12 protein-coding genes, 2 rRNA genes and 1 other annotated feature are annotated in these 14,448 nt (G+C 37.2%); all 14 genes read right to left on the reverse strand.

What is annotated here, in order from left to right:
* Nucleotide 1 precedes the first annotated feature (1 nt).
* The gene (cysS, locus tag KFD70_RS21015) at nucleotides 2–1,399 is read right to left on the reverse strand and encodes a cysteine--tRNA ligase (protein WP_336453919.1); all 1,398 of its coding nucleotides are present in this window, start codon (nucleotides 1,397–1,399) and stop codon (nucleotides 2–4) included.
* Nucleotides 1,380–2,045, reverse strand: a complete 666-nt coding sequence (gene cysE, locus KFD70_RS21020; protein WP_241818111.1) for a serine O-acetyltransferase — start codon at nucleotides 2,043–2,045, stop codon at nucleotides 1,380–1,382. The genes cysS and cysE overlap by 20 nt, the downstream gene beginning before the upstream one ends.
* Before the next feature lie 284 nt (nucleotides 2,046–2,329).
* Nucleotides 2,330–2,577 (reverse strand) — a binding site (T-box leader).
* A gap of 48 nt (nucleotides 2,578–2,625) precedes the next feature.
* Nucleotides 2,626–4,083, reverse strand: coding sequence for a glutamate--tRNA ligase (gltX, locus tag KFD70_RS21025; RefSeq protein ID WP_336453918.1), 1,458 nt, complete (start codon nucleotides 4,081–4,083; stop codon nucleotides 2,626–2,628).
* Between the two features lie 89 nt (nucleotides 4,084–4,172).
* Nucleotides 4,173–4,649 (reverse strand): 2-C-methyl-D-erythritol 2,4-cyclodiphosphate synthase, encoded by a 477-nt coding sequence (ispF, locus tag KFD70_RS21030; protein ID WP_336453917.1) that lies wholly within the window; start codon nucleotides 4,647–4,649, stop codon nucleotides 4,173–4,175.
* Between the two features lie 106 nt (nucleotides 4,650–4,755).
* Entirely contained in the window at nucleotides 4,756–5,439 is a 684-nt protein-coding gene (ispD, locus tag KFD70_RS21035; protein WP_336453916.1) for a 2-C-methyl-D-erythritol 4-phosphate cytidylyltransferase, read from the reverse strand.
* A 16-nt stretch (nucleotides 5,440–5,455) separates the two neighbouring features.
* Nucleotides 5,456–6,568, reverse strand: a complete 1,113-nt coding sequence (locus KFD70_RS21040; RefSeq protein ID WP_336453915.1) for a PIN/TRAM domain-containing protein — start codon at nucleotides 6,566–6,568, stop codon at nucleotides 5,456–5,458.
* Between the two features lie 160 nt (nucleotides 6,569–6,728).
* On the reverse strand, nucleotides 6,729–7,802 hold the full coding sequence (gene disA / locus KFD70_RS21045; protein WP_174102806.1) for a DNA integrity scanning diadenylate cyclase DisA: 1,074 nt from the start codon (nucleotides 7,800–7,802) through the stop codon (nucleotides 6,729–6,731).
* Between the two features lie 3 nt (nucleotides 7,803–7,805).
* Complete coding sequence (gene radA / locus KFD70_RS21050; protein WP_336453914.1) at nucleotides 7,806–9,182, reverse strand: DNA repair protein RadA; 1,377 nt, start codon at nucleotides 9,180–9,182, stop codon at nucleotides 7,806–7,808.
* A gap of 95 nt (nucleotides 9,183–9,277) precedes the next feature.
* The gene (gene clpC, locus KFD70_RS21055; RefSeq protein ID WP_336453913.1) at nucleotides 9,278–11,713 is read right to left on the reverse strand and encodes an ATP-dependent protease ATP-binding subunit ClpC; all 2,436 of its coding nucleotides are present in this window, start codon (nucleotides 11,711–11,713) and stop codon (nucleotides 9,278–9,280) included.
* Between the two features lie 22 nt (nucleotides 11,714–11,735).
* Nucleotides 11,736–12,800 carry a protein-arginine kinase McsB gene (gene mcsB, locus KFD70_RS21060; RefSeq protein WP_336453912.1) on the reverse strand — a complete coding sequence of 355 codons (1,065 nt, stop codon included), beginning with the start codon at nucleotides 12,798–12,800 and terminating at the stop codon, nucleotides 11,736–11,738.
* A 4-nt stretch (nucleotides 12,801–12,804) separates the two neighbouring features.
* Complete coding sequence (gene mcsA, locus KFD70_RS21065; RefSeq protein ID WP_336453911.1) at nucleotides 12,805–13,353, reverse strand: protein-arginine kinase activator protein McsA; 549 nt, start codon at nucleotides 13,351–13,353, stop codon at nucleotides 12,805–12,807.
* Nucleotides 13,354–13,501: 148 nt separating this feature from the next.
* Nucleotides 13,502–13,963 carry a CtsR family transcriptional regulator gene (locus KFD70_RS21070; protein WP_336453910.1) on the reverse strand — a complete coding sequence of 154 codons (462 nt, stop codon included), beginning with the start codon at nucleotides 13,961–13,963 and terminating at the stop codon, nucleotides 13,502–13,504.
* A gap of 202 nt (nucleotides 13,964–14,165) precedes the next feature.
* Nucleotides 14,166–14,281: ribosomal RNA gene (gene rrf / locus KFD70_RS21075) — 5S ribosomal RNA — on the reverse strand.
* Nucleotides 14,282–14,330: 49 nt separating this feature from the next.
* A 23S ribosomal RNA gene (locus KFD70_RS21080) occupies nucleotides 14,331–14,448 on the reverse strand; the annotation flags it as partial.

Consider the following 14,448-nt stretch of genomic DNA (forward strand, 5'->3'; position numbering starts at 1 on the left):
CTTATCCTCTTTTCCATCTTGTACCTTGGGCGGTATCTTCTAAAATAATATTACGCTCTTTCAAATCATCACGAATTTGATCAGACAATGCAAAGTCACGATTTTTACGAGCCTCAATACGTTTTTGAATTAGTGCCTCAATCTCTTCATCAAGCAATTCTTCTTTCGTTAATTCTAATCCTAAAATACCGAATAACGTTTCAAACTGTTTTACATACGCTTCAATTACAGCTATTGATGTGTGTTCTTCCAATAGATATTGATTTGCATGGTTTGCTAAATTATATAACTCAGTTATTGCATTTGCTGTATTGAAATCATCGTTCATCGCTTCTTCAAATGCTAACTGGAATTTCTCTATTTCAGCTAACCATTTTTCATTATGGTCTGTTAAATCTGTGCTACTTTCCATACGGTGCTTTAAGTTACCATAAGCTGTTTTAATGCGCTCTAATCCATTATTTGTACTCTGTAATAACTCTTCACTAAAGTTGATTGGATGACGATAATGTACAGATAACATAAAGAAACGAATTAACTGCGGGTCATATTCCTTAATAATGTCATGAACTAAAATGAAGTTCCCTAATGATTTAGACATTTTCTCATTGTTAATATTAATATATCCATTATGCATCCAGTAACGTGCAAATGTTTTTCCAGTTAATGCTTCTGATTGTGCAATCTCATTTTCATGGTGAGGGAATGCTAAATCTTGCCCACCAGCATGAATATCAATTGTATCACCTAAATATTTACGCGCCATTGCAGAGCATTCAATGTGCCATCCTGGACGACCTTTGCCCCAAGGGCTCTCCCAGAAGATTTCTCCCTCTTTCGCTGCCTTCCATAAGGCAAAATCAAGCGGATCTTGTTTCTTTTCCCCAACTTCAATACGTGCACCATGGCGCAGGTCTGCAATTGGCTGATGTGATAATTTACCGTAACCTTCAAATTCCTTTGTTTTGTAATAAACATCGCCTTCAGACTCATATGCATATCCTTTTTTCACAAGTTCCTCAATAAACTCAATAATGATATCCATATTTTCTGTTACACGAGGATGAACCGTAGCGTGCTTGCAACCTAATGCAGTTACATCTTCAAAGTACGCTTCAACAAAGCGATCTGCAATTGTCGGAACATCTTCTCCTAATTCATTTGCTGCTTTAATTAACTTATCGTCTACATCCGTAAAATTGGAAACATACTGCACTTCATAGCCTTTATACTCCAGGTAGCGACGTACTGTATCAAATACCATAGGCGGTCTTGCGTTTCCGATATGAATATAGTTGTATACTGTCGGTCCGCATACATACATCTTCACTTTATTTTCTTCTAAAGGAACAAACTCCTCTTTCTCACGTGTTAACGTATTATAAATGTGAATAGTCATTTTCATCCTTCCTTTCCACTTTTACTCCCAGTTGCTTTTTTAATTTCTCAAGTTCAGCTTCCATCACTTTTAATTTATCAAAAATTGGATCTGGCAGATCTGAATGGTTCAATTCCTGACCTATCTTTACTCCATTTTGAATTACGACTCGACCAGGTATACCTACAACTGTCGAATGCGCAGGAACTTCTTTCAATACAACAGATCCTGCACCAATTTTAGAATTCTCCCCAACTGTAATGGATCCGAGTACTTTTGCGCCAGTCGCAATAAGTACGTTATCTTGGATTGTTGGATGCCTTTTTCCTTTTTCTTTCCCTGTACCACCTAATGTAACTCCTTGATAAATTGTTACATTGTCTCCGATTTCACACGTCTCCCCAATAACAACCCCCATACCATGATCAATAAAAAAACGACGACCAATTGTAGCTCCCGGATGAATCTCAATACCGGTAAAGAAACGACTAACTTGTGAAATCCAACGTGCAATAAAGAAAAAATTCCGTTTATAAAAGGCATGTGCAATTCGGTGTGCCCAAACTGCATGTAATCCAGAGTAAGTTAAAATGACCTCGAAATAACTTCGCGCCGCTGGATCTTGTTCAAAAACGACTTCAATATCTTCTCGAAGCCTCTTAAACATCGATGTCCCCTCCCCTTTATGGGCTACTTTTCTGAGTGAACCGATTTACCTCGCTATTCGCGGACAATCGTACTTCCACCTCAACATTTAACAACAACAAAAGAGTTAAGTTAGAGATAGACCATCCGTAAAGGTCCGATTAGTGAACGTTCATAATTAGTGAGAAATAAAGAAAATAACCACCAATTAAAATCTTACTTGTTACCTAGGCTTTATCCATCTGTACAAAAACTTATACCCTCACCTTATTTACATGGTATAAAAAAAGACGCCCCTGTCAAATTGACAGAGACGCCTTATAAGCGCGGTTCCACTCTGTTTAGGCTTACATACAGCCTCAAACTCATCATGATAACGGTTTATACCGCTTCTGCTTACTTTGCGTCCTTATGACGTTTCCCGAAACTCTTCGTTGTTCAGCAGAAGACTCGAAGGGGCATTTCAAAAAACCGCTTATAAACCACTTCCAGCCAAAAGGTGGTTCTCTCTGTAAAAAGCCTGATTTTCTACTTCTCCTTCTCGTCGCTTTCCTTTATTAGATTTTAAAGTATTCTTATTATATTTCTAAATTCGCTAAATGTTAACCAATTACTTTACGAATACGATTTAAAACTTTTTCTTTTCCAAGAAGTGCAATTGCATTTGGAAGTTCTGGTCCATGTGTTTGGCCAGTAGTTGCAACACGAATTGGCATAAATAAGTTTTTACCTTTATGACCCGTTTCTTTTTGAACAGCTTTAATCGCTTTCTTAATTGCCGCCGGCTCTACTTCCTCTAAAGCTTCTAATCCTGCTGCAAATGCGCGAAGTACTTCAGGTACTTGTTCACCTTTCAATACTTCTTGTCCTTCTTCTTCATAATCTACATGATCTTTAAAGAACATTTCAGAAAGCTCTACAATTTCAGCCCCAAAACTCATCTGTTCATGGTATAAAGCAATTACATCACGAACCCAAGCTTGTTCTTGTTCATTTAAGTTTTCACTTACACGACCAGCTTTCACTAAATGCGGTAAGCTTAATGCAACAACAGCATCTAGATCTTGCTTTTTCATATATTGGTTGTTCATCCATTTAAGTTTCTGAGAATCGAATAATGCAGGTGATTTTGATAAGCGAGCTGCATCAAACATTTCAATAAATTCATCTTTAGAGAAGATTTCTTCTTCACCAACTGGTGACCAACCTAGTAATGCGATAAAGTTAAAGATTGCTTCTGGAAGATATCCAAGCTCTTTATATTGCTCAATAAATTGAATAATAGATTCATCGCGTTTACTTAATTTTTTACGACTCTCATTTACGATTAATGTCATATGACCGAACTGAGGGATATCCCAACCAAATGCTTCATAAATCATCATTTGTTTCGGCGTGTTAGAAATATGATCATCACCACGAAGAACGTGTGTGATTTCCATTAAATGATCGTCTACTGCTACCGCAAAGTTGTAAGTTGGAATACCATCTTTTTTCACAATAACAAAATCACCAAAGTCATTTGAGTGGAAAGCAACTTCATCTTTTACGATATCCTTAAATGTGTAGTCGCGGTCAGCTGGTACACGGAAACGAATACTTGGAATGCGGCCTTCCGCTTCAAATTGCTTGATTTGTTCTTCCGTTAAATCACGGTGATTACCAGCATAACGAGGTGTTTCACCACGAGCGATTTGTCCTTCACGCTCTGCTTCTAACTCTTCTTCTGTCATATAACATTTATAAGCTAAACCACGCTCTAGTAAATCTTCGTATAACTTTTTATAAATATCTAAACGTTCTGTTTGGCGATATGGTCCATATTCACCACCAACATCAACACCTTCATCCCAGTCCATGCCAAGCCATTTCAAGTATTTTAATTGGCTTTCTTCACCACCAGCAACGTTACGTTTTACATCAGTATCTTCAATACGAATAATAAACTTACCATCTTGATGACGAGCGAATAAATAATTAAATAATGCCGTACGCGCATTTCCGATATGTAAGTGTCCTGTTGGACTTGGCGCATAGCGCACTCTCACTTGCTTTTCCATAATTGGTACACCTTCCATTCTTAATGTCAACACATTCTATAATTGTACACCAAAAAAATATGATTATCCATCTTGCGAATCAAAAACAACTATTTTTTCTGTAATAATACAACAGCTTGAGAAGCAATCCCTTCTTCTCTCCCTGTAAATCCTAATTTTTCAGTGGTTGTCGCCTTCACATTCACATTGTCTATAGAAGTTTCTAATAGTTCACTAATACGCTTACGCATACTTTCAATATGTGGGGCCATTTTTGGCTTCTGCGCAATAATTGTACAATCTAAATTACCTAATTCATATCCTTGCTTACGCACAAACTCCCAAACTTTCTGCAATAACACAGCTGAATCTGCATCCTTAAAGGCAGGATCTGTATCTGGAAAATGTTTTCCGATGTCGCCTGCAGCAATTGCCCCTAAACATGCATCAGCAATTGTATGTAAAAGTACATCTGCATCTGAGTGACCTAATAAACCTTTCTCATGTGGAATCGTAATTCCACCGATAATTAACGGTCTACCTTCTGCAAATTCGTGTACATCAAAACCTTGTCCAATTCGAAACATTTTACATCCTCCTTAAGCTAAACTACTGAAACTCATGACCTTGTGTCGATGAATCTATTAAGAAAAGCTCGGTAATTACCGAGCTTTTCTTAACATTATACCATCACTATTGTTCCTTCTGAACACGCAGGAAACTTTCAGCAATTAATAAATCTTCTGGTGTTGTCACTTTAATATTGTAATAACTACCATCTACTACCCCTACTTCTTTCCCTATGCGTTCTACAAGACTTGCGTCATCTGTACCGATGAAGCACCCTTGCTTCGCACTCCTATGCGCCTCTAGTAAAAGAGGAACCGAAAACCCTTGTGGTGTTTGTACCGCTCTCAATTGAGAACGTTCAACCGTTTCAACAACTGTATTCTGTTCTACTTTTTTTACCGTATCTTTAACAGGTACTGCGCAAATAGAAGCACCCTTCTGCTTCGCTGTAGTTAATACGGCATGAATCATTTTATTCGTTACAAACGGACGGGCTCCATCGTGTACAAGAACGTAATCAACATCCTTCACATGTTGAACAGCGTTATACACACTATCTTGTCTTTCAGCTCCGCCTTGAATAAACTGCACATCCTTCAGAATATGATACTTCTGTATTAACTCTTCAAAATAAGGGCGTTCTTCTTTATTAATTGCCATAACAATATTTTTACATGCTTTATCTTTTTCAAAGGCGCGTAATGTATGCACAATAATAGGAACTTCATTAATAAGCAAAAATAATTTATTTTTACCAGCACCCATTCGCTTCCCTTGGCCTGCAGCCGGAATAATTAATGTATACATGCTAATAATCCTCTACTTATAATGCTTTTTCTAATAACTTACGCTTCGCAAAAATCATTCGACCAGCAGATGTTTGTAGTACACTCGTAACGAGTACATCAAGTTGTGAACCAACATATTCCCTACCGTCTTCTACTACAATCATCGTACCATCATCTAAATAAGCAACACCTTGATTTTGTTCTTTTCCATCTTTGACAACATAGACACTTAGTTCTTCACCAGGGAGCACAACTGGTTTAATCGCATTTGCTAAATCATTAATGTTCAGAACCGTTACTCCTTGTAGTTCAGAAACCTTATTTAAATTAAAATCATTCGTGACAACAGTACCACCAGTTATCTTTGCTAATTTCACAAGCTTGCTGTCCACTTCTTGAATGTCTTCGAAATCGCCTTCATAAATCTCTACTGGAATTGGCATCTCTTTTTGAATACGGTTTAAAATATCTAATCCTCTACGTCCTCTATTACGCTTTAATGCATCTGAAGAATCAGCAATATGCTGCAACTCTTCTAATACAAACTGAGGAATCACAATTGTTCCTTCTAGAAACTTTGTTTGACAAATATCAGCAATACGTCCATCAATAATTACACTTGTATCGAGAATTTTCCAATGTGAAGAAGTTTCTTCTACTACCGCTTCAGCCTCTTCATTTTCGCTATTATTATTTTTCTTTTTACCTCCGCGTTGTGGTAATGTAAATAACCCTAGCAATTCATTTCTCTTTTTAAATCCTACTTGGAATCCTAAGTAACCGAGTAAAAGTGTAAAGAAGATTTGTAATACAGTGCTAATGACTGGAATTGTAAATTCACGAATTGGTATCAAAATTAAATATGCAACAATAAGACCCGAAATTAATCCTAGCGTACCAAATAACACATCTGTTACAGGTGCCTTTACAAGGGCTTCTTCAATATGTTTAATAAGCTGAACAATATAATCTACGAGCCAAAATGTTGTTAAGAATAAAATAATTGCACCAATAATTGCACGAACATATGAACCTTCAAGTAAAGGAACCGCTCCAATGTCCAATACATTAATAAATTTCGGGATTAAATAAATCCCTAATGCTCCCCCGATTACTAAAAAGAAGAGCTGTACGATCCGTTTTAACATCCAACCACCTCCTACTCATTATTAACCATTGTTTTGCTAATCAAAACGCCGAATGCAAAAGCGGACGTGTCTTTTCATAAATTGCTTTATTTACCAATATATCATATCATATACCAAAAATGTGCTAGTGTCGTTATATTATGAAATCAATGTAATATTCTTAATTGTGTCTACTCATATATAAATGCTCTTGGATTCGTTTTAAACCTTCTCGTATTTTTTTCGCCCGAACTTCTCCAATTCCTTCTACATCATCTAAATCGTTAATACTCGCACGACAAACACCTTGCAATGTTTTAAATCGATTAATTAAGTTTTCAATAATAAGAGGAGGTACCCTAGAAATTTTACTTGTAATCCTATATCCCCTTGGTGTAACACTTTCCTCTAAGCTCATTTGCCCTGGGTAACCAAGCAATTTCACTAAATCACTATCTTCTAAAAGCTGTGTATTTGCAAGTTCCTGCAATTTTTTCAAAATTTGATAGTGATCCTGTGTCTTCTCTTGATAGTAATCTTTAATTAATAATGCTGCCTCTGCTTCCAAATCTGCCAATAGCTCAGTAAGTTGTAACCGAATGAGTCTACCTTCCGTCCCTAATTCATGAATATAACTTAGGATTTCATTCTTAATACGAAGAACCATCTCGACGCTATGCAAGACATGGACTACTTCAGACATCGTAACAACTTCCTCAAACTCTAGAATACCCAAGTTCGTAATACCATCATTCCATACTGCCTTGTATTTTTCTAAAGTTTGAATCGCTTGATTTGCCTTTGTCAAAATAACACCTATGTCTTTTAAGGTATAACGTAAACTTCCCTGATATAGCGTAATTACGTTACGTCTTTGTGAAATAGCCACAACAAGACTTCCCGTTTGCTTCGCTACACGCTCTGCTGTACGATGGCGCATTCCTGTTTCAATGGAATCAATAGATGACTCAGGAACCAATTGTGCATTTGCAATTAAAATTTTACTACCCGTCTCATTTAAAATAAGAGCTCCATCCATTTTTGCTAGTTCGTATAAACTAGCAGGAGAGAATGCGCAATTAATATGAAATCCTCCATCAACAATGCTTTTAATCTGATCGTTATATCCAAGGACAATTAAGCCACCTGTTTGCGCGCGAAGTACATTATCTATTCCTTCTCGCAAAGGTGTCCCTGGTGCAACAAGCTGTAAAATATTAATCATACTTTTGACACGTTGCTTGTTTTCTTCCATAGCCTAGCCTCCTAATGTCAAACGAAGCGCCTCTCCTAAATTAGAGACACCGACTACTTCAATCCCGTCAGGAATTGTCCAACCCCCTAAATTTTTTCGTGGGATGATGGCGCGCTGAAATCCTAATTTAGCCGCTTCTTGTACTCGTTGTTCAATCCTCGATACCCTTCTTACTTCTCCAGTTAACCCAACTTCTCCTATTACAGCATCGGTTGGTGCCGTGGACTTATCTCTAAAACTCGATGCAATACTTAAAGCAACTGCCAAATCAATTGCAGGTTCATCCAATCGTAATCCTCCAGCAACCTTTAAATAAGCATCTTGATTTTGTAATAATAAGCCTGCTCTTTTTTCTAACACCGCCATAATAAGCGATACACGATTATGATCAATCCCCGTAGCCATTCTTCGTGGATTTCCAAAACTAGTAGGAGAAATTAATGCTTGTATTTCTACTAAAACCGGTCTTGTTCCTTCCATAGAAGCAACAACTGTAGAGCCAGCAACTCCAACAGGTCTCTCTTCTAAAAAAATCTCAGAAGGATTTAATACTTCTGCAAGACCTAATTCCTTCATTTCAAATATACCCATTTCATTTGTAGATCCAAAACGATTTTTAACAGCTCGCAAAATACGATATGTATGATGACGGTCTCCTTCAAAATAAAGAACCGCATCCACCATATGTTCTAACATACGTGGTCCTGCAATTGCGCCTTCTTTCGTTACATGTCCTACGATAAAAATCGGAATCCCTTTCGTTTTTGCAAGTTTCATCAGTTCCGCTGTACATTCACGGACTTGTGAAACGCTCCCTGGCGCTGAGGTTACTTCCGGTAAATAAATTGTTTGAATGGAATCAATAACAACAAAGGAAGGGTTCATTTCATCAATATGTGCCGCAATTCTCTGTAAATCCGTCTCCGAAACAACAAATAAATTGCTCCCATTTACATGTAGACGATCTGCACGAAGTTTAATTTGTTTTGCTGATTCTTCACCAGATATATACAATACATCATACGAAGAATCTGCTAATTGCGATGATATTTGTAGTAATAATGTTGATTTTCCAATTCCAGGGTCTCCCCCAATAAGTACGAGGGACCCATCAACAATTCCTCCACCGAGTACACGATTAAATTCTTGAAATTTCGTTTCAATCCGTGCCTCTGATTTTGTTTCTACTTCTGTAAGACGCCTTGGCTTTGTTACTTCCGTTTGAATCGCATTTGCATAATTAATACGTCTTGATGATACAACTTGTTCCATCTCTTCAACAAGCGTATTCCATTGCCCACATCCAGGGCACTTTCCCATATATTTTGGTGACTGATACCCACATTCTTGACATATAAATTTCGTTTTCTTTTTAGCCATTTTATTTTTTACTTCACTTCACTTTCATATGTAAACATGTATCCTTCTTGTACAAGAAAGAGGGCTATTATTTAGCCCTCTTCGTTTGTCTATACTTATTTTACCTTTTCTGCACTGCGAATGACAAATGATTCTCCTTCAGCATCAAAGACAACTTTTTGACCTTTCTCAATTGCTCCTTTTAGAAGCTCTTCTGATAATCGATCTTCCACATGTTTTTGAATTGCTCGGCGAAGTGGACGAGCACCATACTCACGATCAAATCCTTTATCAGCAATTGCTTCAATCGCTTTGCTTGTTAACTCTAATTCAATCTCTTGTTCTTTTAATCGATTCACTAGTTGATTAACCATAAGCGTTACAATCTCTTGAATATGTTTTTTCTCAAGCATATGGAACACAATAATTTCATCAATACGGTTTAAGAATTCTGGACGAAATGCTTTTTTCAATTCATCCATTACTTTACTCTTCATATCCGAGTAATCACGGCCTTCATCTTGTACGTTAAAGCCAAGATGTTTATTGCGTTTTAGCGCTTCCGCACCAACATTAGATGTCATAATAACAATTGTATTACGGAAATCAACAGTACGCCCTTTAGAATCTGTTAAGCGTCCATCTTCTAGTACTTGCAATAAAATATTAAATACATCTGGATGAGCTTTCTCTACTTCATCTAATAGAACAACAGAATATGGTTTACGGCGAACCTTTTCAGTCAATTGACCACCTTCTTCATATCCCACATATCCTGGAGGAGATCCCACTAAGCGAGAAGTAGAATGTTTCTCCATATACTCAGACATATCAATACGAATCATTGCATCTTCATCACCGAACATAGATTCCGCCAACGCTCTTGCCAATTCTGTTTTACCTACACCAGTTGGTCCTAAGAAAATAAATGAACCAATTGGACGTTTTGGATCTTTTAAACCCGCTCGTGCACGTCGTACTGCTTTCGCTACCGCGACAACAGCTTCCTCTTGGCCAATTACACGGTCATGTAAAATAGATTCTAGATTCAATAGCTTATTTGTTTCTGTTTGTGCAAGTTTAGAAACTGGAATACGCGTCCATGTAGAAACAACATTTGCAATATCTTCTACTGTTACTTCTGAGTTTTCTTTTCCTTGCTGCTCTTTCCATTGACGTTTTGTATCTTCTAACTTTTCACGTAAGCGCTGTTCCATATCTCGTAAAGAAGCTGCCTTTTCAAACTCTTGGCTCTGTACCGCCGCATCCTTTTCTTTTCGAATTTCTTCAAGCTTCACTTCAAGCTCTTTTAAATTTGGTGGTGTTGTATAAGAACGTAGGCGTACTTTTGAAGCAGCTTCATCAATTAAGTCAATCGCTTTATCAGGTAAGAAACGATCTGTAATATAACGATCAGAAAGTTTTACAGATGCATCAATTGCATCATCTGTAATGGAAACTCGGTGATGCGCCTCGTAACGATCACGTAGCCCTTTTAAAATTTGAATGGACTCTTCTAAGCTTGGTTCGTCAACATGAATTGGTTGGAACCGTCTTTCTAGCGCTGCATCTTTTTCAATGTATTTACGATACTCATCTAATGTTGTCGCTCCAATACATTGCAATTCACCACGTGCTAATGACGGTTTCAAAATATTAGATGCGTCAATCGCACCTTCTGCACCACCTGCACCAATTAATGTATGAAGTTCATCGATAAACAAGATAATATTACCCGCTTGTCGAATTTCATCCATCACTTTCTTTAAGCGATCTTCAAATTCACCACGATACTTTGTACCAGCAACCACTGTACCCATATCTAATGTCATAACACGCTTATCACGTAACGTTTCCGGAACTTCATTATTTACAATTTGTTGTGCTAAGCCCTCAGCAATTGCTGTTTTACCGACTCCAGGTTCTCCAATTAATACTGGGTTATTCTTCGTTCTGCGGCTCAATACTTCAATAACACGTTGAATCTCTTTACTACGGCCAATAACAGGATCTAAACGTCCTTCACGTGCAACAACTGTCAAATCTCGCGCTAAACTATCAAGTGTTGGTGTATTTGCATTGGCTGATGCACCACCTTGATGGCCTGATGTAGCTTCATTGCTTCCAAGGAGCTGCAATACTTGTTGTCTTGCTTTATTTAAACTTACACCTAAATTATTTAAAACACGCGCTGCAACACCTTCTCCTTCACGGATTAACCCTAGTAAAATGTGTTCCGTTCCGACATAAGAATGACCAAGCTTACGAGCCTCATCCATCGATAACTCAATTACTTTTTTTGCACGTGGCGTATAATGAACAGTTTGAGACATCTCTGTTCCACGACCAATTAATCCCTCTACCTCTTTTTGTACCTTCTCTGGACTTAATCCAAGGGCAATTAGCGCTTTAGCTGCAATTCCTTCTCCTTCGCGTACAAGCCCAAGTAAAATATGTTCTGTCCCAATATTATTATGTCCAATGCGAATTGCCTCTTCTTGAGATAAAGCTAATACTTTCTGTGCTCGTTCTGTAAATCTTCCAAACATCATAGAAATCGCCTCCTACTTGCGCTCAATTTTGTTCAATTCGTAATCGTTCACGGATTAATGTTGCTCTTCGATAATCCCTTTCTTCCGGGCTTAAAGGACCGCCCGCGTATTGCTGTAAAATTCCTGGCTGAGTTAATACCATCAACTCTGTTAAAATATTTCTTGATATATTTTTTATATAACCAAGATCAATACCTAGCCGCATATCTGACAAACAAGTAGCTGCCTCTGCCGATTGAATTAATCGACTATTGGCCAATACACCATAAGAACGATATACTCGGTCTTCAAGTTCAATACTTGAATTTTTCTTAATCAACTCTCGAGCTACTTTCTCTTGTTGTATAAGCTGATGAACGACACTCTCTAAATCTGCTATAATATCTTCTTCTGATTTTCCTAATGTCATTTGATTAGAAACTTGAAATATATTACCTAAGGCTTCGCTACCTTCACCATATATTCCTCTTACGACTAAACCTAATTGTTGAATTGCTTGTATAATACGATTTATCCGTTTCGTTAAAACAAGCGCTGGTAAATGTAACATCACAGAAGCGCGTAATCCCGTTCCAACATTTGTAGGGCAACTCGTAATATAGCCAAGCGATTCATCAAAAGCATATTCAACTGTTTCTTCAATCCAAGTATCCATTTTATTTGCGCTTTGCAGTGCCTCTGATAATTGCAATCCCGAGAACAAACATTGAATTCGTACATGGTCTTCTTCATTAAGCATTACACTTATATGTTCGTTTTCTGATAGTAGACAAGCACCAAATTCTGTTCCAGCAAGATTAGGACTAATTAAATGTTTTTCTACTAAAACCCTTCGCTGAAGCGGTTTTAGTTCATCCATTTTTAATAGTTCAAAATTTCCAAAGGATTTCACTTTCTGATTTACAAACTTCTTTTGAAATAAATTAGTAATCTGCTTAGCTTCTTCATCCGTTTGCATAATAGGGAAATGGTAATCTTTTAAATTACGCGCCAAACGAATGCGACTACTTAAAACAATATCAGAATCAGGGCCATCTCCCCTCATCCACGGGCTAATTGCTTCATTCATAATACGATCCAGTGACATAGAATTATTCCCCCTCTCTATGCCCACTAAGCTGATTTTCAATACTTCGAATTTGATCACGCGCTTCAGCTGCTTTTTCAAATTCTTCTTTTTGTACATATTGCTTTAACTTTAGTTTTAGTTCATCTAATTCTTTCTTTAGATGAATATTTCCTTCCATACGCTCCGGAATTTTTCCACGATGTTGTGTATGACCACCATGAAGCCGCTTCAACATTGGCTTTAATTGTTCCTTAAACGTCTCATAACAAGAAGCGCATCCAAAGCGACCCACTTTTGCAAATTGGTTATATGTCATATTACAAGTTGGACATCGTAACACCCTTGTATCCGAAAAGCCACCTTCTTGTTTTTCAAACATTGATGGTTCTCCATGTAACAATCCAGCTAATAAGTCATGAAAGGAAAAACTAGATTGTGGTGATTGAAAGAAAGACGTATAGCCATTTTGCTCTGCACATTGCTCACAAAGATTAACTTCCGTCTTTTGTCCGTTTATCACTTTTGTATAATGTAAAGCTGCTGGTCTTATATTACAAATTTGACAAGTCATCTTATATCCCCACCTTTACAATAGGAACGATCTACCTCATGATACTTTTTATACATCACTAGATTATTTTATTCACTTAATCTTGTCTGTAAAAAGTCCCACTATAAAATGAATTACCGCTAAAAACATTTCTTAACAAAAGCTGTATTTATTTATATTTCAGTGTTCTTAACATTGCGCATAATATTCGAGCCCTAAGTTCATCTCGAGAGGGTAAATCCATTAATAATACAGATCGATCTAATACGCTCAACATAAGTTTTGCTTCCCGATTTGTTACAATATCTTCTTCCACTAATCGTATAATAATACTCTGCGCATTTCCTTGTGTAATACTATGCTCAATCATATGAAGCATTTGATCAATAATGTCTATATCGTCATGCAATTTGACTTTGATAATGCGAATGTAACCTCCTCCACCTCGTTTACTTTCCACTACAAATCCTCTTTCTAACGTAAAACGAGTATTGATTACATAATTAATTTGAGACGGAACACAATCAAATCGGTCCGCAATCTCATTTCTCTTAATCTCAATCACATTATTATTGCTTAAGTCAATAACTTGCTTTAGATATTGTTCAATGATATCAGATATATTTCTCATTTATCCGCCACCTTTATTGACTTTGACTATCTTTGACTTTAATTATATACGTATTAAAGAAATTTGCAACTCTTTTGCTTCTTCACTATCCTAGCCAAAATTTTTGCCCTTTAATCATGAAGTTTATATTTTATGAAATAGAATTTAATATAAAATAAAAAATATACAAAAAAGACGAGTCAAAATGACTCGTCTTAATATTGCTTGGCGACGTCCTACTCTCACAGGGACAAGGTCCCAACTACCATCGGCGCTAGAGAGCTTAACTTCCGTGTTCGGTATGGGAACGGGTGTGACCTCTCTGCCATCATCACCAAACTATGAAGGCATATTCCTTCAAAACTAGATAACATTTGCTTCATATTATATGGTTAAGTCCTCGATCTATTAGTATTCGTCAGCTCCACATGTCACCATGCTTCCACCTCGAACCTATCAACCTGATCATCTTTCAGGGATCTTACTAGCTTACGCTATGGGAAATC

The sequence above is a fragment of the Bacillus pfraonensis genome (genome assembly GCF_050768835.1).
In the GTDB taxonomy this organism is placed as follows: domain Bacteria; phylum Bacillota; class Bacilli; order Bacillales; family Bacillaceae_G; genus Bacillus_A; species Bacillus_A pfraonensis.